This window comes from Pseudomonas sp. R4-15 (assembly GCF_055768815.1).
In genome coordinates this window covers 94,869-114,464 of record NZ_CM147293.1, presented here as the reverse complement: position 1 = coordinate 114,464, position 19,596 = coordinate 94,869, and the positions used below count along the sequence as shown (strand labels likewise).

Annotated in this window: 25 protein-coding genes; 11 read left to right on the top strand and 14 right to left on the bottom strand. The window is 66.0% G+C overall.

Annotation, left to right across the window (positions count from 1 at the left end):
- The first annotated feature begins 14 nt into the window (after positions 1–14).
- Entirely contained in the window at positions 15–899 is an 885-nt protein-coding gene (locus tag ACYRGX_RS00575; RefSeq protein WP_473054691.1) for a sugar nucleotide-binding protein, read from the top strand.
- The gene (locus tag ACYRGX_RS00570) at positions 892–1,812 is read left to right on the top strand and encodes an NAD-dependent epimerase/dehydratase family protein (RefSeq protein ID WP_473054690.1); all 921 of its coding nucleotides are present in this window, start codon (positions 892–894) and stop codon (positions 1,810–1,812) included. The genes ACYRGX_RS00575 and ACYRGX_RS00570 overlap by 8 nt, the downstream gene beginning before the upstream one ends.
- Positions 1,813–1,865: 53 nt before the next feature.
- Here ACYRGX_RS00570 and ACYRGX_RS00565 read toward each other — a convergent pair whose 3' ends face one another.
- Positions 1,866–2,531 carry an OmpW/AlkL family protein gene (locus ACYRGX_RS00565; protein WP_473054689.1) on the bottom strand — a complete coding sequence of 222 codons (666 nt, stop codon included), beginning with the start codon at positions 2,529–2,531 and terminating at the stop codon, positions 1,866–1,868.
- A gap of 304 nt (positions 2,532–2,835) precedes the next feature.
- Here ACYRGX_RS00565 and ACYRGX_RS00560 point away from each other — a divergent pair, with 304 nt between their 5' ends.
- The 6 genes from ACYRGX_RS00560 to ACYRGX_RS00535 are packed head-to-tail and all read left to right on the top strand — an operon-like array spanning position 2,836 to position 7,715.
- Positions 2,836–3,606 (top strand): DUF3450 domain-containing protein, encoded by a 771-nt coding sequence (locus ACYRGX_RS00560; protein ID WP_473054688.1) that lies wholly within the window; start codon positions 2,836–2,838, stop codon positions 3,604–3,606.
- Positions 3,603–4,946: a MotA/TolQ/ExbB proton channel family protein gene (locus ACYRGX_RS00555; protein WP_473054687.1), complete on the top strand. Its 1,344-nt coding sequence runs from the start codon at positions 3,603–3,605 to the stop codon at positions 4,944–4,946. Before ACYRGX_RS00560 ends, ACYRGX_RS00555 begins: the two co-directional genes overlap by 4 nt.
- Positions 4,939–5,487, top strand: coding sequence for a MotA/TolQ/ExbB proton channel family protein (locus tag ACYRGX_RS00550; RefSeq protein WP_473054686.1), 549 nt, complete (start codon positions 4,939–4,941; stop codon positions 5,485–5,487). Before ACYRGX_RS00555 ends, ACYRGX_RS00550 begins: the two co-directional genes overlap by 8 nt.
- A 10-nt stretch (positions 5,488–5,497) precedes the next feature.
- Positions 5,498–5,908: an ExbD/TolR family protein gene (locus ACYRGX_RS00545; protein ID WP_473054685.1), complete on the top strand. Its 411-nt coding sequence runs from the start codon at positions 5,498–5,500 to the stop codon at positions 5,906–5,908.
- The gene (locus ACYRGX_RS00540) at positions 5,908–6,621 is read left to right on the top strand and encodes an energy transducer TonB (RefSeq protein ID WP_473054684.1); all 714 of its coding nucleotides are present in this window, start codon (positions 5,908–5,910) and stop codon (positions 6,619–6,621) included. The genes ACYRGX_RS00545 and ACYRGX_RS00540 overlap by 1 nt, the downstream gene beginning before the upstream one ends.
- The gene (locus tag ACYRGX_RS00535; protein WP_473054683.1) at positions 6,621–7,715 is read left to right on the top strand and encodes a tetratricopeptide repeat protein; all 1,095 of its coding nucleotides are present in this window, start codon (positions 6,621–6,623) and stop codon (positions 7,713–7,715) included. The genes ACYRGX_RS00540 and ACYRGX_RS00535 overlap by 1 nt, the downstream gene beginning before the upstream one ends.
- A 31-nt stretch (positions 7,716–7,746) precedes the next feature.
- Here ACYRGX_RS00535 and ACYRGX_RS00530 read toward each other — a convergent pair whose 3' ends face one another.
- Genes ACYRGX_RS00530 through ACYRGX_RS00515 form a run of 4 tightly spaced genes read right to left on the bottom strand, consistent with a single transcriptional unit; the run spans position 7,747 to position 10,822 of the window.
- Positions 7,747–8,250 (bottom strand): DUF3299 domain-containing protein, encoded by a 504-nt coding sequence (locus tag ACYRGX_RS00530; protein ID WP_473054682.1) that lies wholly within the window; start codon positions 8,248–8,250, stop codon positions 7,747–7,749.
- A 10-nt stretch (positions 8,251–8,260) separates the two neighbouring features.
- On the bottom strand, positions 8,261–9,526 hold the full coding sequence (locus ACYRGX_RS00525) for an ABC transporter permease (protein WP_473054681.1): 1,266 nt from the start codon (positions 9,524–9,526) through the stop codon (positions 8,261–8,263).
- Positions 9,527–9,530: 4 nt separating this feature from the next.
- Positions 9,531–10,211, bottom strand: a complete 681-nt coding sequence (locus ACYRGX_RS00520; protein WP_473054680.1) for an ABC transporter ATP-binding protein — start codon at positions 10,209–10,211, stop codon at positions 9,531–9,533.
- On the bottom strand, positions 10,211–10,822 hold the full coding sequence (locus ACYRGX_RS00515) for a DUF2796 domain-containing protein (protein WP_473054679.1): 612 nt from the start codon (positions 10,820–10,822) through the stop codon (positions 10,211–10,213). The genes ACYRGX_RS00520 and ACYRGX_RS00515 overlap by 1 nt, the downstream gene beginning before the upstream one ends.
- A 132-nt stretch (positions 10,823–10,954) precedes the next feature.
- Between ACYRGX_RS00515 and ACYRGX_RS00510 the strand changes: the two genes are divergently transcribed.
- Positions 10,955–11,314, top strand: a complete 360-nt coding sequence (locus tag ACYRGX_RS00510) for a hypothetical protein (protein ID WP_473054678.1) — start codon at positions 10,955–10,957, stop codon at positions 11,312–11,314.
- Here ACYRGX_RS00510 and trxA read toward each other — a convergent pair.
- Entirely contained in the window at positions 11,308–12,180 is an 873-nt protein-coding gene (gene trxA / locus ACYRGX_RS00505) for a thioredoxin (RefSeq protein ID WP_473054677.1), read from the bottom strand. The genes ACYRGX_RS00510 and trxA overlap by 7 nt on opposite strands.
- A 183-nt stretch (positions 12,181–12,363) precedes the next feature.
- Between trxA and ACYRGX_RS00500 the strand changes: the two genes are divergently transcribed.
- Entirely contained in the window at positions 12,364–13,227 is an 864-nt protein-coding gene (locus ACYRGX_RS00500; protein ID WP_473054676.1) for an isocitrate lyase/PEP mutase family protein, read from the top strand.
- 91 nt (positions 13,228–13,318) lie between these two features.
- On the top strand, positions 13,319–13,585 hold the full coding sequence (locus ACYRGX_RS00495; RefSeq protein WP_473054675.1) for a DksA/TraR family C4-type zinc finger protein: 267 nt from the start codon (positions 13,319–13,321) through the stop codon (positions 13,583–13,585).
- On the opposite strand, the gene rfbD is transcribed toward ACYRGX_RS00495, so the two are convergent.
- The 8 genes from rfbD to ureE form a co-directional block, all read right to left on the bottom strand.
- The gene (gene rfbD / locus ACYRGX_RS00490; RefSeq protein WP_473054674.1) at positions 13,573–14,463 is read right to left on the bottom strand and encodes a dTDP-4-dehydrorhamnose reductase; all 891 of its coding nucleotides are present in this window, start codon (positions 14,461–14,463) and stop codon (positions 13,573–13,575) included. The genes ACYRGX_RS00495 and rfbD overlap by 13 nt on opposite strands.
- Positions 14,460–15,002, bottom strand: a complete 543-nt coding sequence (rfbC, locus tag ACYRGX_RS00485) for a dTDP-4-dehydrorhamnose 3,5-epimerase (RefSeq protein ID WP_473054673.1) — start codon at positions 15,000–15,002, stop codon at positions 14,460–14,462. Before rfbC ends, rfbD begins: the two co-directional genes overlap by 4 nt.
- Positions 14,999–15,871: a glucose-1-phosphate thymidylyltransferase RfbA gene (gene rfbA / locus ACYRGX_RS00480; RefSeq protein WP_473054672.1), complete on the bottom strand. Its 873-nt coding sequence runs from the start codon at positions 15,869–15,871 to the stop codon at positions 14,999–15,001. The genes rfbC and rfbA overlap by 4 nt, the downstream gene beginning before the upstream one ends.
- Positions 15,868–16,929 (bottom strand): dTDP-glucose 4,6-dehydratase, encoded by a 1,062-nt coding sequence (rfbB, locus tag ACYRGX_RS00475; protein WP_473054671.1) that lies wholly within the window; start codon positions 16,927–16,929, stop codon positions 15,868–15,870. Before rfbB ends, rfbA begins: the two co-directional genes overlap by 4 nt.
- 113 nt (positions 16,930–17,042) lie before the next feature.
- Positions 17,043–17,615, bottom strand: coding sequence for a HupE/UreJ family protein (locus tag ACYRGX_RS00470; RefSeq protein WP_473054670.1), 573 nt, complete (start codon positions 17,613–17,615; stop codon positions 17,043–17,045).
- A gap of 29 nt (positions 17,616–17,644) precedes the next feature.
- The gene (gene ureG / locus ACYRGX_RS00465) at positions 17,645–18,256 is read right to left on the bottom strand and encodes an urease accessory protein UreG (RefSeq protein ID WP_473054669.1); all 612 of its coding nucleotides are present in this window, start codon (positions 18,254–18,256) and stop codon (positions 17,645–17,647) included.
- Positions 18,257–18,319: 63 nt separating this feature from the next.
- The gene (locus tag ACYRGX_RS00460; RefSeq protein ID WP_473054668.1) at positions 18,320–18,994 is read right to left on the bottom strand and encodes an urease accessory protein UreF; all 675 of its coding nucleotides are present in this window, start codon (positions 18,992–18,994) and stop codon (positions 18,320–18,322) included.
- Positions 18,991–19,491 carry an urease accessory protein UreE gene (gene ureE, locus ACYRGX_RS00455; protein WP_473054667.1) on the bottom strand — a complete coding sequence of 167 codons (501 nt, stop codon included), beginning with the start codon at positions 19,489–19,491 and terminating at the stop codon, positions 18,991–18,993. The genes ACYRGX_RS00460 and ureE overlap by 4 nt, the downstream gene beginning before the upstream one ends.
- Positions 19,492–19,596 lie beyond the last annotated feature (105 nt).

The following is a 19,596-nucleotide window of genomic DNA, read 5'->3' as shown; positions in this document are numbered from 1 at the left end:
TCCGAACACGCGACATGCGCATGCGCCTCATGCTGCTCGGTGGCGGTAACGCACTGGGCCACGCCCTGATCCGGCTCGGTGCCGAGGATGACATCAGCTTCCTCGCGCCGCGCCCGCCGGCGGCAGGCTGGGATGTTGCCAGCCTCACCCAGCTACTCGACGACACCCGTCCGGACGCTCTGGTCAATCTGGCTTTCTACCGGGACTGGTTCCAGCTCGAACAGGTCGATCCCGCGCGTCTGGCCGAACAGGAACAGGCCGTCGAACGCCTCGCCGAGCTGTGCCAGCACCATCACATCGTGCTGCTGCAGCCGTCCAGCTATCTGCTCTTCGATGGCGCGCGTGCCACCGCTTATTCGGAGCGCGACGAGCCCGCGCCACTGGGGGCTCGCGGCCACGCGCTGTGGCGGATCGAGCAGCGCGTGCGCGAGCTCTGTCCGCGGCATGTGCTGCTGCGTTTCGGCTGGCTGCTAGACGACAGCGAGGACGGCCTGCTCGGCCGCTTCCTCGGTCGCGCCGCGCAGGATGGCTTGCTGCCGCTGGCGGACGACCGGCGTGGCAATCCCTGCCCGGTGGATGACGTCGCCCGGGTAATGCTGGCGGTACTCAAGCAACTGGACTGCGAGGCACCGCTCTGGGGCACCTACCATTACGGTGGTCAGGAGGCTACGACGGCGCTGGCCCTTGGGCAGGCGATCATCGCCGAGGCGCGCAACCTGCGCGCCGTTTTGCCGGCGCAGATCGAGGCCCAGGCCCATGGCAGCCTGAGCGATACCGCCCTGGAACCGCAGAACGCAGTGCTCGCCTGCAAGAAGATTTTCAACACCTTCGGCGTCAAGCCGCGCGCCTGGCGTGCGGCCCTGCCGGCCCTGCTGGAGCGTTATTACCGCCGTGGCTGACATCCTGGTAACCGGCGGCGCCGGCTTCATTGGTTCGCACCTGGTCGACGCACTGCTGGCGCGGGGCGATCGGGTCACGGTGCTTGATAATCTCTCTGCAGGGCATCGTCACAACCTGCCGCTGGAGCATCCTGCGCTGCGCTTCATCGAGGGCGATGTGGCTGACGCTACCCGCGTTGCCACTGCCTTGCGCGGCTGCCAGGCGGTGGTGCACCTAGCCGCGGTGGCCTCGGTACAAGCCTCGGTGGAGGATCCGGCGGGTACGCACCGGAGCAACTTCATCGGAACCCTGACGTTGTGCGAGGCGATGCGCGAACAGGGCGTGCGCCGTGTGGTGTTTGCCTCCAGCGCGGCAGTGTATGGGCAGAACGGTGAAGGCGAGGCGATTCGCGAGGACACGCCGCTGGCGCCGCTGACGCCCTATGCGGCGGACAAGCTGGCCAGCGAGCACTACCTGGATTTCTACCGTCGCGAACATGCGCTCGAGCCGGCGGTGTTTCGTTTCTTCAACGTCTACGGTCCCCGCCAGGATCCCGCTTCGCCCTATTCGGGGGTGATCAGCATTTTCGTCGATCGCGTGCGTCGCCGTTTGCCGATCACCGTCTTTGGCGATGGCGAGCAGACCCGTGACTTCTTCTATGTAGGCGATCTTGTGCAGTTGCTGCTGCAGGCGCTGGATCGCTGCCCTGCTCAGGGGGCGGTGAACGTGGGGCTGGGCGGTGCGACGAGCTTGAACCAGTTGCTCGAGGCACTGGGGAAACTCTGTGGAGGGTTGCCGGCGATCAATTACCAGCCGTCGCGTGCCGGTGATATTCGCCATTCCCGGGCGGACAACGCGCGTTTGCTCCAGCACTATCGGCTGGGGCAGCCCACGCCCATCGATAGTGGCTTGCGGCGTTTGCTCCAGGCTTGAAACGATGAAACGAAAACAGGCGCCGAGGCGCCTGTTTTCTTTCGTGGTTCGACTTAGAACTTGTAGCCCAGGCCGACCATGTAGACCCAGGGGTCGATGTCCACATCCGCCTTGACCCGGCTAGCGCCCAGGTCGACGGTCGCCTTGGTATCGATATCCATGTACCAGACGGCGGCGTTGACCAGCAGTTTGTCGGTGAGCATGTAGTCCATGCCGGCTTCGAATGCCACGCCAAACGAGTCATCCAGATCCAGGTTATGGAAACCCTGCGCTTTGCGTTCGCTGGTCAGATCCTCCTGGAAGAACGTGGTGTAGTTCAGGCCGGCACCGACGTAGGGTTGAAATGCCGAGCTCGGGGCCAGCGGGTAGTACTGCAGGAGCACGGTCGGCGGCAGGTGTTTGACGTCGGCCAATTTGCCATCAAGCCCAGCGCCCCTGACACCAATTTCATGTTGGAAGGGGGTGGCACCCACGAGTTCCACGCCCACATGGTCCGTCAGCATGTAGCTGAAGGTCAGACCGAGTTGGGTATCGCTATCGACGGTGGCTTTGGTGCCAGCCAGGGAGGTGCCATCGAGTTTCAGTGTGCTGCTGTCTTCATGCGGATCGACCGTCGCCGCACCGGCGCGGACGATGAAGGAACCGGCTTCGTGCGCTTGGGCGAACGGCGCGGCCAGGGCGGCCGAGAGAACGGCCAGGGTCAGAAGGGACTTGCGCATAGGTGAGCTCCAGTCGAGTCATGTTTCTAGTTGGTGGCGCCATCTTAGGCTTCACCCCCCAGGGGGTCTTGACTTAGCTCAATGGTCGGTACGTGCTTGCGTCGCTGGCTGGCCCTGTCGCTAAACCGCTTTTATCGTGTGGGATATAGGGCATCGGTTCGCGGATGATAATGTTTCTCCTTCACGAATCGGTCTGCGAAGGCGTATCATCTCGCCCGGTCGCATCGTGCCAAGGCGCGACGCTGACCGACGCAAGGGATCGCTCCCGATTCTTTTCTACACCAATTTCGAGGCAAGGCTTCGCATGACTTCCTACCCGACCCGCCTGCTCGCTGGCGCACTGTTGTCGGTGTGTCTGCCCCTGGCGGCGGCGCCCCTGGACCAGGCGCTCGAGGAGAGCCAGCGTCTGGCGGACGAGGCTCAGGCCTCCCAGGCACGTATCGACCAGATGGACGACGCCAGCCGCGAGATGCTCGGCGAATACCGCAACGCACTGCAGCAGGCCGAAGCGCTGAAAGGCTACAACGCGCAAATGCGTGACCTCGTCGCGGCGCAGCGCGAGGAGCTGGCCGGCTACCAGGCGCAGCTCGATGGCATCGAGCGGACCCAGCAGGCCGTCGTGCCGCTGATGCAGCGCATGGTCGAGGTGCTGGGCGAGTTCGTCGAGGCCGATCTGCCGTTCCTTCCCGAGGAGCGTGAGGACCGCATGTTCCAGCTCAAGGCGTTGTTGCCGCGAGCGGATGTCAGTGTTGCCGAAAAATACCGGCGAATCCTCGAGGCCTACCGCATCGAGAGCGACTACGGACGCACCCTGGAAGCTTGGCGCGGCGAGCTCGATGACGGCGGCAATCCGCGCAGTGTCGAGTTCTTCCGCCTGGGCCGCACCATGCTCTATTACCAGACCCTCGATGCTCACGAGAGTGGCTGGTGGAACCCGGCGGCGCAGCACTGGGAAGTGCTCGACAATGACGCCCGGCGGCCGCTGGCGCATGCCATCGACATCGCCCGCCAGCAGCAGGCCCCGACCTATCTCGAACTGCCAGTGAAGACCCTGGCCAAGGAGGCCGCGCAATGATCCGTGCCGTATTGCTGAGCTGCCTGCTGCTGCCGCTGGCGGTGCAGGCAGCCGAACCCCTCACGCCGGACCAGTTGCTGCAGCGCGTGCGCAGCGAGCGCGCGGCCGAAGAGCAGGCCATGGCTGACCGTGAGAAGACCTTCGTCGCCGAAAGTAGCCAGCGCACTCAGTTGCTGGCGAAAGCCAAGGCTGCGCTGGCCGAGCAGAAGGCCGAGGCCGAGCGCCTGAAAGCCGAGTTCGACCGCCAGGAGAACGAGCTGGCCGAGCAGGAGAAGCTGCTGGCCCAGCGTAGCGGCACCCTGGGCGAAGTCTTCGGGGTGATTCGTCAGAGCGCCGGCGACGTCGCCAACCAATGGCAGGACAATCTGCTCAACGCCCAGTATCCGAAGCGTCTGGCGGCACTGCGCAAGCTCTCCGAGAGCCGTGCCTTGCCGTCGGCTGACGACCTCGAGAACTACTGGATGCTGCTGCTCGAAGACCTCACCGCCGGTGGCCGCGTCGAACGTGTCGACCTGCCGGTGGTGGCCGCCGACGGTAGCCGCGAGACCCGCCCGGTACTGCGCGTGGGTAACTTCTCGGCCTATACCAACGACGCGATGCTGCGCTACGACGCCGACAGCCACGAACTGCTGGCGCCGCCCAAACAGCCTTCGGGACTGGGGTTGCTGGACGACTACATGAGCAGCACTGCGGCTGTGGCGCCGCTGCCGATCGACCCGACCCGTGGCACGCTACTGGCGCAACTGCAGCGCGAACCCGGACTCTGGGATCGTACCCAGCAGGGTGGCCTGGTGGGCTGGGTGATCCTGGCGCTGGGCGTCTTCGGTCTCGCCCTGGCGATCTGGCGCATGGTCTACCTGGGCGGTGTGCGTCGGCGTGTCGCGCAGCAGCTGCGCGAACTGTCCATGCCCCGTGACGACAACCCGCTGGGGCGTGTCATCGGCGTGCTCGGGCCCAAGCCGCAACTGGCGGATCTGGAGACCCTGGAGCTCAAGCTGGACGAGGCGATCCTCCAGGAAACTCCGCCGCTGGAGCGAGGCCAGGGCTTGCTCAAACTGCTCAGTGCAGTGGCGCCGTTGCTCGGCCTGCTGGGCACCGTGACCGGAATGATCGTGACCTTCCAGGCGATCACCCAGTCCGGCGGTGGCGACTCGCGCCTGATGGCCGACGGCATCTCCCAGGCGCTGGTGACCACGGTGCTTGGCCTGGTGGTGGCCATTCCGCTGCTGTTCCTGCATAGCCTGTTGGCCAGTCGCAGCAAGGGGCTGGTGCAGCTACTGGAACAGCAGAGCGCGGGTCTGATCGCCCTGCACCTGTCCGGAACCCCGCGCCGTGACTGATCTGAACGCCCTCTGGCTACCGTTGGTAGACCGCGTCTACGCACTGTTGGACTTCATGTCCACCGGTGGTCTGGTCATGTGGGCGCTGGCCGGGTTGTGCGTGATCTATTGGACCTTGGTGTTCGAGCGGCTCTGGTTCATCCGCCGGGTGTTCCCGCGCTGGGCCGATGCCCGCCGTGTCGAGTGGGAAGTGATCTGTCATGCCGGTGTAGGCCATTGGCAGCGCGCCGTGCGCAGTGCCTGGCTGGCGCAGGCACGGCAGCGTCTGAGTGCGCCGTTGCGACTCTCGCGTGCCCTGGTGGCGCTGTACCCGCTGCTGGGCCTGCTGGGCACCGTCAGTGGCATGATCGCGGTGTTCGACGTGCTCGCAACCAATGGCAGCGGCAACCCCCGCGGCATGGCCGCCGGCGTCTGGCAGGCGACCCTGCCCACCATGGCCGGCATGGTCCTGGCCATCACTGGACTGTTCAGCCTGGCGCGTCTGGAACGTAACGCGCGCCTGGCTCTGGAGCGGCTGGCCGACCAGCTGCGTCACGATTGAGGAATGCCTGATGCGCATGCGTCGCCACCACGTACAGGATGAGGAAACCGGCATCGACTTGACGCCGATGCTCGACGTCGTCTTCATCATGCTGATCTTCTTCATCGTCACCAGTACCTTCATCAAGGAAACCGGTGTCGAGATTCAGCGCCCCCAGGCGCAGACAGCTGCGCCCCAGGACAAGGGCAACATCCTTGTCGCGGTTACCGCCGACGGGCAGATCTGGATCGACAAGCAGCCCGTCGACGTGCGCAGCCTGCGCGCCACCATCGAGCGCATGCGCGTCGATCAGCCCGATGGCGCGGTCGTTGTCCAGGCCGACCAGGATGCGCGTACTGGCCTGGTCGTGCAGGTGATGGATCAGGCGCGCGCCGCCGGGGTCGTCGACGTCGCACTGGCCGCCACCGCCGGAGGCAACTGATGCACGTGCGTGTGCCCCTGTCGTTGCTCGGCGGCTGCCTGATGGCACTGCTGCTGTTCGCGCTGATGCTGGCGATGGTCGCGCCGCCGTCGCGCATGCCCAGCGACGAGCCGATCAGCGTGGCCAGCTTCGTGCGCGCCGACGGCGACTCCAACGACACCGCCACGCGCAACCGCCAGCAGGCGCCCAAGCAGCCGGAGCCACCGACGCCGCAACCGCCGGCTCCGCCGACGCCGAACATGGCCACGCCGAACGCCAACCTGCCCAAGCTCGACCTGGAGCTGCCGACGCTGGACAGCGGCATCCAACTGTCCAGCGCACCGACGCCCAGCCTCAGCGGCCTGAGTGCGGCGAAAGCCCAGGCACCCGCGCCGGCGCCCAGCGCGCCGAGCACGGCCGACGATGCGGGTGGCGGTAAGCTGGGTGGCGACGACAGCGAGGTGGTACCGCTCAACGATGTACGGCCGAACTACCCGGACTTTGCCCTGCGGCGGGGGATCGAGGGCTACGTGAAGCTGGCCTTCACCATCAACCGCGCCGGGCGTGTCGAAAACGTGCGGGTGGTGGAGTCCTCGCCAAGGAACGTCTTCGACCGCGAGGCCCGCCGCGCCGCGGTGCGCTGGCGCTTCGCCCCGCGCACCGAGGGTGGGCTCTCGGTGGACCGCGAAGCGGTGAAAACCCTGTATTTCCGTCTCGAAGGAGGGAGGTCCTGATGCGCAGATTGCTGATCGCGGCGCTGCTCTGCTCCGCAACCTCGCTGGCGGCGGCGCAGACCGTGTCACCCGCGGTGTTCAAGGTGCTCAACGACTCCCAGGTCGCCCAGCAGAAGGGGGACTACGCGGCCGCTCGACGCGCCCTGGAGTCGGTGCAGGCCACGCCGGGCTCCGTCGAGGAAGCACTGCTTTGGCGCAGCAGCGCTTATGTGGCCTGGGCCGAGGGGCGCAATGCGCAGGCTATCGAGTTTCTCGACAAGGCGCTGTCCAGCGGCAAGCTGGACGCCGAAGTGGCCGAGGTCGAGCGCCTCAACCTGGCCAAGCTGAATCTCTCCGAGGAGCGCTACACGCCGGTGGTGAAGCTGCTGGCCGGCATGCCCGCGCAGACCGAGGAGGTGCAACTGATGCTGGTGCAGGCCTATCAGGGCCTGAAACAGTACGACAAGGCCCTGCCGCTGGCCGAGCGCTATGTGCAGGCCAATCCGAAAGCAGGAGACCGCTGGCTGCAGTTCCTGGTCGCCGCCAACGCCGATCTCAAGCGCTACGCCGCGGCCGAGACCTGGCAGCGGCGCTTGCTGTTGCGTCATCCCGACCAGGCGAATGCCTGGCGTCAGCTCGCCGGTCTGCAGCAACTCGCCGGGAAGGACGACAATGCCCTCGCCACGTTGCGTACCGCCTACGCCAAGGGCGTGCGTTTCGATGCGGGGGAATTGGACAACCTGGTCCTGTTGGCGTCCGCGGCCGGTCAGCCCTGGCAGGGTGCGCGGATGCTGGCGGGTATGCTCGACAGCGGCCTGCTGCCGCGCGACGCCAAGCATCAGGAGCGCTTGGCGCAACTTTGGTGGCAGGCGCGCGATCGGCAACAGGCCGTGCGCCTGTACCGCGATCTGGCCGATCACTCGAGCAAGCCGGAGCATTGGCTCTATGTCGCGCAGTTGGAGCTGGAGCAGGAACGCTGGCAGGCGGGGCTCGACGCCTTGCGTCAGGCCGAGCGGGCCGGTGCCGACCGTCGTCGCGTGCGCGAATGGCGGGACTGGGCACAGGGGCAGTTGGACTGGGAACGTCAGCAGGGCAGTCTGGCCCGCGCCGACTGAGCGGAGCCGCCGCCACGGCGGCCCCGGTGTTTCATTCGTAGGGACGGATCTCGTCCGTACTCATCGCGTAGCCCGCGGCCGCCAGCTCGCTGTCGCTATGCTCCACGCGCAATTCGCCCTCGATCCAGAACGGCTGCCAAAGTGCATCAAGGCGCACGCCGCTATGGCTACGCACATGCACGATCTGGTTGGAGGGCGGCGGCGGAACATGGATGCAGGCGCCGAAATAAGGCACCAGGAGAAACTCGGTGACCTGGCCTTCCTCGCTGATCTCCAGGGGCACCACGTAGCCGGGTAGCTTCACCTGCACGCCATTCAGAGCTTCCACTACCGGTGCGGCCGGTTGCTGCTGGGCCACGGCGGGTGCGCTTTCCTGTTGTGCCGCACTGAGCGAGGGATCGTGCAGCGCCCGCGGGGCGTCCTCTTCCTGAACGGCATCAGCGGGGATCATTTCCTCCCAGCCGAGCTCGCGTGGCTCGGCGGCCAGGGCCGGCCAGGCGCAGAGCAGGGCTAACAGGTAGAACGACGGACGCATGCAGCACACCTCAGAGACGGATCGACAGGCCATCGGCAAGCGACTGGCGATAGGCGCGCCAAGCTGGCACACCGCCGATCGCCAGGGCCGCCAGCAGCACGCCGCCGAGCAACGTCCATTCGTAGCGGCTCGGCGCTGCCAGCGGCAGGTACAGCCCGTAGTAAGCCTGTAGCGGCGATTGTGCCACGGCGATGCCGGCATAGAGTAACGCTAGGCCCAAGAGCATGCCGAGCCCGGCGAGCAGCAGCGCCTCGAGCATCAGCAGTCCGGCGATATGCCAGGCGCGTGCGCCTACGGAACGCAGGATGGCCATTTCCCGACGCCGTTCGCCCAGGCTCGCGAGGATCGCGGTGAGCATGCCCACCAGGCCGGTGGCGACGACGAACAGCGAAATCACCAGGAGTGCCTTCTCCGCCGTGCCCATCAGGCTCCACAGTTCTTGCAGGGCGACACCGGGGAGGATGGCCAGCAAGGGCTCGCCCCGGTATTCGTTGATCTCACGTTGCAGCGCGAAGGTCGCCACCCGGTTCTTCAGGCCGAGCATGAAGGCGGTGATGTCCTGGGGCGTGAGGTCCATGTGCCGCGCCTGCTCGGCGCTGACCCGGGCGTTGCCGCGTGCCGGCGCACCGCTGCGCCAGTCGACGTGCAGGGCTGTCATGCCCTGCAGCGAGATGTGCAGCGTACGATCGACCGGCGTGCCGGTACGGGCGAGGATGCCGACCACGGTAAACGGCTTGTCGTCATGCTTGACCAGCGCCACGCTGGCCACGCCATGGGCGAGCACGATCTGCTGCCCGAGGTGGTAGTTCAGCGCCTGAGCCACCTCGGCGCCGAGCACCACTTCGAACGGGTCGTCGCCGAACGCACGGCCTTCGCGCAGCGCCAGGGGCTGCCCGCGGCCATAGCGGTAGTGCTCGAAGTAGGCGCTGCTGGTGCCCAGGACCCGGTAGCCACGGTGCGAATCGCCCAGTGACAGGGGGATCGCCCATTTCACCTGCGGGTGATTGGCGAAGTGCTCGAAGCTGTCCCAGCGGATGTTGTTGGTGGCGTTGCCGATACGAAACACCGAATAGAGCAGCAGATTGACCGGGCCGGAGCGTGCGCCGACCACCAGGTCGGTGCCGCTGACGGTGGCGGCGAAGCTGGCGCGCGCCTCGTTGCGCACGCGCTCCACGGCGAGCAGCAGGCACACCGAGAGGGCGATCGCCAACACCGTGATGGCGGCGGTGAAGCGACGATTGGCCAGGCTGGCCAGGGCGATACGGATCAGGTGCATGGAGTCACTCGGTGAGCTGCGCGAGGGCGACGCTACGGTCGAACAGGCTGGCCAGGGCGCGATCGTGGCTGACGAACAGCAGGCTTGCGCCAGCGGCCTGGCACTCCTCGAAGAGCAGGCCCAGGAAGGCCTCGCGGCTGTCCGCATCGAGCGCCGATGTGGGTTCATCGGCGATCACCAACTCGGGTTGGCCGATCAGGGCGCGAGCCGCGGCGACGCGCTGCTGCTGGCCGATCGACAGGCTGTCGGCGCGCCGTTCGGCCAGCTCGGCCGGCAGTCCCAGGCGTTGCAGCAGGTGCTCGGCGGCCCGCTCGACGCTGCCGTGGCGCTGTTCGGCGCGCTGCCGGCGCAGCCTGGAAAAGCGGCACGGCAACTCGACGTTGTGGCGCACGGCGAGGAACGGCAACAGATTGAACTGCTGGAAGATGAAGCCACTGTGATCGGCGCGGAAGCGATCGCGTGCGCCCATGCGTAGCTGGCCCAGGTCCTGCTCGAGCAGCTTAACCTGCCCGCTGCTGGCCGTCTGCACCCCACCGAGCAAACTCAGCAGGGTGGTTTTGCCGCTCCCGCTGGGGCCGTGCAGGAAGAGGGTTTCCCCGGCCGCCAGGTGGAAGCTGTCTATCGCCAGCAGCGTCGGCTGCCCAGGCCAGGCGAAGCGCAGGCCGCTGATCTGCAGAGTGTTCATCAGAAGGCCAGGCGCGCATCCGTCGGAGTCAGTTCGCCGCCTTGCTGGCCATTCGGGCCGATGGCCTGGACGCGGATCTCATGGGTCGCCGGGAAGCGCTCGAAGAAGCCGGCGAAGTCGATGGCGTCGAGCTCATCGCTATCCGTGCAGCTGAAGCGGTAGCCGGCATCGATATCGCTGTGCTGGTGCCCGGCGTGTCCGTCATGATCCTCGTGATCGTGATCGTGATCGTGATCGTGATCGTGATCGTGATCTTCATCGGCGTGCTCGTGTTCGGCATCACCGAACAGTGGGCTGTCCAGATCCACGCCAGCGAGCTTGCAGCCAGCCGCCGCCGGAAGACCGAACAGGGTGTCGGGCTTCTCCAGTTGCGCGCGGGCCTCGGCCAGTGTGGCTTTGTCGGCATCGCTGCTGGCGGCATGCTCGAAACCGACGATGTTCATCGCCGGGCTCTCCATCTGCAGCTGCAGGCTGTCGCCTTCGAGAACCACGTCGAGTTGGGCGACACCGTGCTCGTGGGCACCCAGCGCGCCATGTTCGTGGTCATGATCTTCGTGGGCGTGGGCCAGCGTGGCGGTGAGCAGGGACAGCGCGAACAGGGCAGGGCGCATGGGAGCAACTCCAGTGGGCAAGAATTTGCTACGTTATAACAAATTTTAAAATGCTTACCTAGGGATTGTGCGACGTTGGCGTCAACCACCGGTCGTGGGAGCATAGTCACAGACAGGACGGAGGTGACGACGGTGCGAATCAGGGGAACGGTGGGTGACTGGCCGGTGGACTTGCAGATCGATCTGGACGAACGCGAGCTTGCGCTGTTGAGCGGCCAGCTCGGGTCGGTGCCGAGTGGGTCAGGCGTGGACGCGCCGGCGTCGTTGCCGCGCAATGCGCCACCCGACGCTGGCGACCGACACTGGGCGCTTGCCCAGGCGTTGCTGCGCAGTGCCGGACGCATCGAAGGACCGGAGTTGCTCGCTCAACTGGCCGCTCTGGCGGGCGGCGAACAGGCCGGCAAGCGCTTGCTGGTGCGTCTGCGTCATGCACCCCAGGTACGCGTGGAGCAGGGCCGCGAGACCCCGCTGTACCTGTGGATCGATCAGTAGAGCGCCTGGTAAAGGCGACGACGATACTGGGTAACCAGCGGATGCTCGTTGCCGAGCAGCTCGAAGACCTGCAGCAGGGTCTTGTGCGGCAGCCCTTCGGCATAGCTGCGGTTACGCAGGAACAGCTTGAGCAAGCCGTCCAGGGCCGCCTCATACTGCTGGCGCGCCAGTTGCTGGATCGCCAACTGGTACAGCGCCTCGTCGTCGCCGGCATCCTGCGCCAGGCGTGACTTGAGTTCCGCCATCTCGGGCAGCTCGGCGGACTGGCGGAGGAAGGTCAATTGCGCACGTGCGCCGGCCAGGGCCTGCTTGTGTTCGTCGCCCGTCACCGCATTCAGCACGGCCTCGGCTTCGCCGAGTTCGCCGCGTTCGGCCAGGCAGCGGGCGTAGAGAATCAATGCGGCGGCGTTGCCGTTGTCTTCGTTCAGCAGGGTCTTGAGCAGGGCCTCGGCCTCCCCGGTACGGCCTTCGGCGAAGGCGGCTTGGGCGCTTTCCAACAGATCCGCCTCGGGCTCTGGCGGCAGTGCCACGTGGGGTTCGAGCATCTGCCGGATCGCCGACTCCGGCTGCGCACCGGCGAAGCCGTCCACCGGCTGGCCGTCGCGGAACAACACTACGGTCGGCAGGCTGCGGATGCCGAAGCGCATCACGATGTCCTGCTCGATATCGCAGTTGACCTTGGCCAGCAGCAGCTCGCCGGCGTACTCCTCGGTGATCTTCGCCAGTAGCGGCATCAGCGCCTTGCAGGGCGCGCACCATTCGGCCCAGAAGTCCACAAGGACGGGCTTGTGGAAAGAGTTCTCGATTACCAGCTGCTCGAAGCTGGCGGCGCCTGATACGTCGAAGATATAGGGTGCGTCGCTCATGAGGGGTCTCTACGGACAAATTTGCGTCAGACGCATAAGGTGGGGGCGCGGAGGCCCTGGCGCAAGGGGTAGTATTGTCCGCAGTGACATCTCCAGGGTCGTCGAGATGTCGGTCGTCCCAAGCCAGCCCGAGGGAAATACAGCGAGCAGACTGGCAGGATCCATTTCGCCATGGACACTTGCATGCAGAAAAATTCCCACCACGCCTTGCGCCTGGCGTTTCGTGCGCTGTTGCAGCACGAGCGCTGCTATCACACCGCTTCGGTCTTCGATCCGATGTCCGCGCGTATCGCCACGGACCTCGGTTTTGAAGTCGGCATCCTCGGCGGTTCGGTCGCCTCGTTGCAGGTACTCGCCGCGCCGGACTTCGCCCTGATCACGCTTTCCGAATTCGTCGAGCAGGCCACGCGCATCGGGCGTGTCGCCGGCCTGCCCGTCATCGCCGATGCCGACCATGGCTACGGCAATGCCCTCAACGCCATGCGTACGGTGATGGAGCTCGAGCGGGCCGGCGTTGCCGCGTTGACGCTCGAGGACACCCTGCTGCCGGCGCAGTACGGTCGCAAATCCACCGACCTGATCAGCATCGGCGAGGGCGTCGGCAAGTTGCGCGCCGCACTGGAGGCGCGGGTCGACCCGACGCTGTCGATCATCGCCCGCACCCACGCCGGCGTGCAGTCGATCGAGTGCACCATCGATCGTTGCCTGGCCTACCAGGAGGCGGGGAGCGACGGCATTTGCCTGGTTGGCATCGAAGACTTCGAACACCTGGAGCGTATCAGTGAGCACCTGAGGCTGCCGATCATGCTGGTCACTTACGGCAATCCCAAGCTGCGCGACAACGAGCGTCTGGCGGCGCTGGGGGTGCGCATCGTGGTCAACGGTCACGCCGCGTACTTCGCCGCGATCAAGGCGACCTATGATTGCCTGCGTGAGCAGCGTGGCGTGCAGGGCTCCGAACTGGGTGCCACCGAACTCACTCATACCTACACCCAGCCGGAGGATTACATCGATTGGGCGCGGCGCTTCATGAACGTGGAGGAGTGATCGCGGTAGGCAGGCTATTCGTTAGGCTGATTGACGTTTCGTTCGCGGCCGTGAACGAAGCGTTAACAGACCCCTAGTGTGGAGGTGTTGCATGGCAACCGGATGGGCACGCGAAGGCGCGGTACAGGAGCAGATCGACAGCACCGTCGACGACGCAGTGCAGCGGGCGCGCAGCCAACTCCCGCACGGCGAGAGCCTGACCCATTGCGAGGAGTGCGATGTGCCTATTCCCGAGGCGCGCCGCCGGGCGGTGCCCGGCGTGCGCCTGTGCATCAACTGCCAGGCCGAGCTCGACCGCCAGCGCCAGGCGGTGTCCGGCTATAACCGGCGCGGCAGCAAGGACAGTCAGCTACGCTGAGCGCGCAACGTCGCCAGGACCTCACTCAGTCCCTGGCGCCAGTCTGGCGGGGCGATGGCGAAATCCCGGAGCAGAGCCTCGCCGCTGAGCCGTGAGTTGGCCGGGCGACGGGCGGGGGTCGGGTAGTCTGCAGTACCGATGGCGTCCAACTGTGGCGCCTTGTCCAGCAAGCCCAATGCCTGTGCCTGGCAAAAGATCTCACTGGCGAAGGCATGCCAGGAGCAGGCGGGCGATCCGCTGTAGTGGTAGATGCCGCTGGGACAGGTGGGCTGCGTGACCAGCCTTTGGGCCAGGGTGAGCAGGGTGCGGGCGATGTCCGCGGCTGGCGTAGGTCCGCCGAACTGGTCCGCTACCACGCCCAGGCGTTCGCGCTCGGCACCCAGGCGCAGCATGGTCTTCACGAAGTTGTTGCCGTGGACGCCGAATACCCAACTGGTGCGCAGGATCAAATAACGTGCGCAGTACTGCTCCACGGCTTGCTCGCCTGCGAGTTTGCTGGCGCCGTAGACGCCCAGCGGGGCTGGACGATCGTTCTCGTGCCAGAGACGCTCGCCGCTGCCGTCGAACACGTAGTCGGTGGATACGTGCAGCAGGGGAATGCCAAGCGTCTGGGCGGCCCTGGCAAGATTACCCGGACCGTCACGGTTCACCGCGTAAGCCCGCTCGGGCTCGCTTTCGGCCTTGTCCACGGCGGTGTAGGCGGCAGCGTTGATGATCACGTCGGGCGAAAGCTCGACGACGCGTGTGTCGACCTGCGCCGCATCGGTGATATCCAACGCCTGGGAACCTTGCGCTAGCGGCTGGAAGCCAAAGTCGTCGGCCAGACGCTTCAGCTCCTCGCCGAGTTGTCCGTTGGCACCCGTGATCAGAAGCTTCATGGGCGGCTTGCCAACAGTTCGCGCAGTGTCGGGTTGCTCTGGTCCTTGGCCGACAACTGCGGCGCCTCCAGCGGCCAGGGAATTGCCACGTCGATGTCGTTCCAGGCCAGGCCGCCTTCGTCGCCAGGTTCGTAGTAGTCCGTGCACTTGTAGGTGAAGTCCGCCGTTTCGCTGAGGACGCAGAAGCCGTGTGCATAGCCAGGCGGTACCCATATCTGGCGGTGGTTCTCGTCGTTCAATTCGACGCCGACGAAGCGGCCGCAGGTGGGCGAGGCGGGGTCGATGTCCACCGCCACGTCATACACCGCGCCGCGGGTGACGCTGACCAGCTTGCCCTGGGGGCGGCTCTTCTGGAAGTGCAGGCCGCGAAGGACGCCGCGCCGGGAGCGCGAATGGTTGTCCTGAACGAACGGCAGCTCGATACCCGCCTCGGCGTAGCGTTGCTGCTGGAAGCTCTCCAGGAAGAACCCTCGGGCATCGCCGAAGACCTTGGGCTCGATGATGAGGACGCCTGGGAGGACGGTTTCGATGACGTTCACGCGTGTTCCTTGATCAGTTTCAACAGGTATTGGCCGTAGCCGGTTTTCTCGAGTGAGTTTCCCTGTCGAAGGAGGTCGTCGATGCCCAGCCACCCCTGAAGAAAGGCGATTTCTTCCAGGCAGGCGACCTTCAGCCCCTGGCGCGCTTCGATGGTCTGCACATAGTGGCTGGCCTCCATCAGCGAGTCGTGGGTACCGGTGTCGAGCCAGGCGAAGCCACGACCAAGCAACGCGACATTAAGGTCGCCACGCTGCAGATAGGCGTTGTTGACGTCGGTGATCTCCAGTTCGCCGCGTGGAGAGGGCCGGATATTACGGGCGATCTCGACGACGTCGTTATCGTAGAAGTACAGGCCGGTGACGGCGTAGTTGGATTTCGGCTGCCTGGGCTTTTCCTCGATGGACAGCGCGCGGCCTTCGGTATCGAACTCGACCACGCCGAAGCGCTGCGGGTCATTGACGTGGTAGCCGAACACCGTGGCGCCGCGCGGACGGGCCGCAGCTTCGGCGAGCATGGCGCTGAAGCCGTGACCGTAGAAGATGTTGTCACCGAGGATCAGGCAGACGCTGTCCTCGCCGATAAACGCCTCGCCGATCAGGAAGGCCTGGGCCAGGCCGTCCGGAGAGGGTTGCTCGGCATAACTGAGCTGGATACCGAACTCGCTGCCATTACCCAGCAGCTTGCGGAAATTTGGCAGGTCGTCGGGGGTGGAAATCACCAGCACCTCGCGGATGCCGGCGAGCATCAGCACCGATAGCGGGTAGTAGATCATCGGCTTGTCGTAGATCGGCAGCAGTTGCTTGGACACGCCACGGGTGATCGGATGCAGCCGGGTGCCGGAGCCGCCGGCGAGGATGATACCCTTCATTGTGCGTCTCCCAGGCGTGCCAGGCGGTAGTCGCCGTTGAGCACGCGTTGCCACCAGGTGGGGTTGTCCAGGTACCACTGCACGGTCTTGCGCAGCCCGCTGTCGAAGGTCTCCGCCGGGGTCCAGCCCAACTCGCGGGCGATCTTGCCGGCGTCGATGGCGTAGCGTCGGTCGTGTCCGGGGCGATCCTTGACGAAGGTGATCTGCGCTCGGTAGCTGGCGCCGTCGGCACGCGGACGCAGTTCGTCGAGCAGGTCGCAGAGGGTCTCGACCACCTCCAGGTTGCGTTTCTCGTTGTGCCCGCCGATGTTGTAGGTCTGCCCTGGCTCACCCTGGGTCAGCACCTGCAGCAGGGCACGGGCGTGGTCCTCCACGTAGAGCCAGTCGCGGATCTGCCCGCCGTCCCCGTACACCGGCAGCGGTTTGTCGTGCAGGGCGTTGAGGATCATGTGCGGGATCAACTTCTCGGGGAAGTGGAACGGCCCGTAATTGTTCGAGCAGTTGGTCACCAGCACCGGCAGGCCGTAGGTGCGCTGCCAGGCACGTACCAGGTGGTCGGAGCTGGCTTTTGAGGCGGAGTAGGGTGAGCTGGGCGCGTAGGGCGTTTCTTCGTGGAACAGCGAGCCGTCGTCCTCCAGGTCGCCGTACACCTCGTCGGTGGAAATGTGGTGGAAACGGAACGCTGCGCGGGCCTCGGCCTCCAGGCCGTTCCAGTAGGCACGGATGGCTTCGAGCAGGGTGTAGGTGCCGACGATATTGGTGGTGATGAAGTCGGCCGGGCCGTCGATGGAGCGGTCCACGTGGGACTCGGCGGCCAGGTGCATCACTGCGTCGGGGCGGAATTCGGCGAACACCTGTGCCAGCGCGGCGGCATCGCAGATATCGGCCGGGTAGAAGCGGTAGTGTGGAGACTCGGCAATCGAAGCCAGGGACTCCAGGTTGCCGGCATAGGTGAGTTTGTCGAGGTTGGCGACCTCGAAGCAGCCGTTGCCGACCAGCAGTCGTACCACCTCCGAGCCGATGAAGCCGGCTCCGCCGGTGACCAGGATTCTGCGCATATATAGTGTATCCGTCCCTAAACGTCGAGACGTGTATTCCAGCAATTCGGGAGGCTAAAAGCAAAGACGGCGGCAGACTGCTCGTCTGCCGCCGTCTTTTGGGTCTACTTGTCTCAGGCGGCCAGTAGCCAGGCTCCGGCCACGGCAGAGGCGGCGCCGGCGATGCGTACCAGCGGCGCGGCGGCTTGCGGCAGGCTGCGTGCTACCGCGTAGCCCAGGCCATGCAGGGCGGCTGTGGCGACGACGAAGCCGAAGGCATAGGCCCAAGGGCTCGACAGCTCCGGCAGCTCCAGGCCGTGGGCCACGCCGTGGGCGCAGGCGAACAGCGCGGTCAGCGCCACGGCCAGGCTCAGCGGCGGACGCACCGCCAGGGCGACCAGCAGGCCAAGCGCCAGCACCGAGGCGGCGATGCCGGTCTCCATCAGCGGCAGCTCGACGCCTTCGAAGCCGACCAGGCCGCCGAGCAGCATGGTGACGACGAAGGTGACCGGCAGTGCCCAGCGGGCTTTGCCCTGCTGCTGCGCGGCCCACAGGCCGACCGCGACCATCGCCAGCAGGTGATCCAGCCCGGTAATGGGGTGAGCGATACCGGCGACCAGACCGGAGTCGCCGTGCCCCGGGTGGGCGAAGGCCAGGGCCGGAGTCAGCAGCAGTGCGGCGGCTGCCAGGGTCTTGCGTGCATTCATGGTGAAGCTCCTTGGTGCAGAAAAGGAAATCAGGCGCCGAGCATGCCCTGGCGTTCGATGAAGGCGATGATCTCGTCGAGACCCTGGCCGACTTTCTGGTTGCTGAAGACGAAGGGGCGTTCGCCGCGCATCTTGCGTGCGTCGCGGTCCATCACCTCCAGCGAGGCGCCGACCTGTTCGGCCAGGTCGACCTTGTTGATTACCAGCAGGTCCGACTTGCAGATGCCCGGGCCGCCCTTGCGCGGCAGCTTGTCGCCGGCGGAAACGTCGATCACGTACAGCGTCAGGTCGGAGAGCTCCGGGCTGAAGGTCGCCGAGAGGTTGTCGCCGCCGGATTCGACGATGATCAGGTCCAGCCCCGGGAAGCGCCGGTTGAGCTGGTCGACGGCTTCCAGGTTGATCGAGGCGTCTTCGCGGATCGCGGTGTGCGGGCAGCCGCCGGTTTCCACGCCGATGATGCGCTCCGGTGGCAGGGCCTCGTTGCGCACCAGGAACTCGGCGTCTTCCTGGGTGTAGATGTCGTTGGTCACCACCGCCAGGTTGTAGCGTTCGCGCAGGGCACGGCACAGCGCCAGGGTGAGGGCGGTCTTGCCTGAACCGACCGGGCCGCCGATGCCGACACGCAAGGGTTGGCTGTTCATCGTCTTTCTTACTCCATCGCTAGGCCGTGCCGGGGCGCGGCTGTCTGTATCTGTCGGGGCGGCTCAGGAACGGAACAGGCGGCTGTACTGCCGCTCGTGGGCCATGCTCGCCAGGGCCAGGCCGAACACGGCGCTGCCCCAGTGTCGTTCGGGTAACTGCTCGGCCTGCCGTTGCGCCTGTTGCAGGGTCGGTAGCAATTGCGAGGTGAGCCGCTGCGCGGCCTGCTGGCCGAGCGGCAGCGTCTTCATCAGCACCGCCAGCTGATTCTCCAGCCAACCCCACAGCCAGGCGGCCAGGGCGTCTGCCGGTGAGAGGTTCCAGGCGCGCGCGGCCAGCGCCCAGGCACAGGCCAGGCCGGGTTCGGCGCGGGCAGCGAGAAAGGTGCGGGCGGCATCATCCTGCTCCGGCAGGCCGGCGAGCAGTTGCTCCAGCGAGTAGCCCATCTGCCGGCTTTCCAGGCGCAGTTCGCGGGTTTCACGGCTACCCTGATGCTGGTCGGCGAGTTCGCCCAGGCGCTGCCAGTCGTCGTTCGCCGCCGCTTCGCAGTGGGCGAGCAGCAGGGGGGCCTCGAAGCGCGCCAGGTTGAGCAGCAACTGGTCCGTCAGCCAATGGCTGGCGCTGGCTTCGTCGTGTACTTGCGCCTGTTCCACCGCCAGTTCCAGCGCCTGGGAGTAACTGTAACCACCGATGGGCAACTGAGGACTGGCCAGGCGCAGCAATGCCCAGGCCGGATTCATTTGCGTACGCCGAACTGGTGCAGGCGCGGGGCGTAGGAGAACTCTTCCTCACCGGCGTGGGAGTGGTGGTGTCCACCGCCGTAGGCGCCGTGCTCGGGCTGGAAGGGCGCTTCCACCGCTTCGGTGCTGGCGCCCATCTGCGCCAGCATGTCTTTCAGGACGTAGTCGTCGAGCAGGCGCAGCCAACCGTCGCCAATCTGCAGGGCGACGTGGCGGTTGCCCAGGTGGTAGGCGGCGCGGGTCAGCTCGAAGGCGTTGGCGCAGGTCACGTGAAGCAGCGCCTCGGGGCGAGCAACCACGCGCACGATGCGTCCATCCTCGGCGCGCAGGCATTCGCCATCGCGCAGCGGCGACTGGCCGCGCGGCAGGAACAAGCCGACCTCTTCGCCGTCGCGGGTGAAGCAGCGCAGGCGGCTCTTGCTGCGGGCGTCAAAGGTCAGTTCCAGTTCGGCATCCCAGTGGGCCTGGGCTTCGATTCGGTGGTGGATCACCAGCATTATCTTGTCGCTTCGATCAACTTTCGTGGAGGGGGAGTTCAGCACTCCGGCGGGGCATGAGCAAGTGTCTTGCCAACTGGGATGCCCATGGCTGGGGTTCGGCGG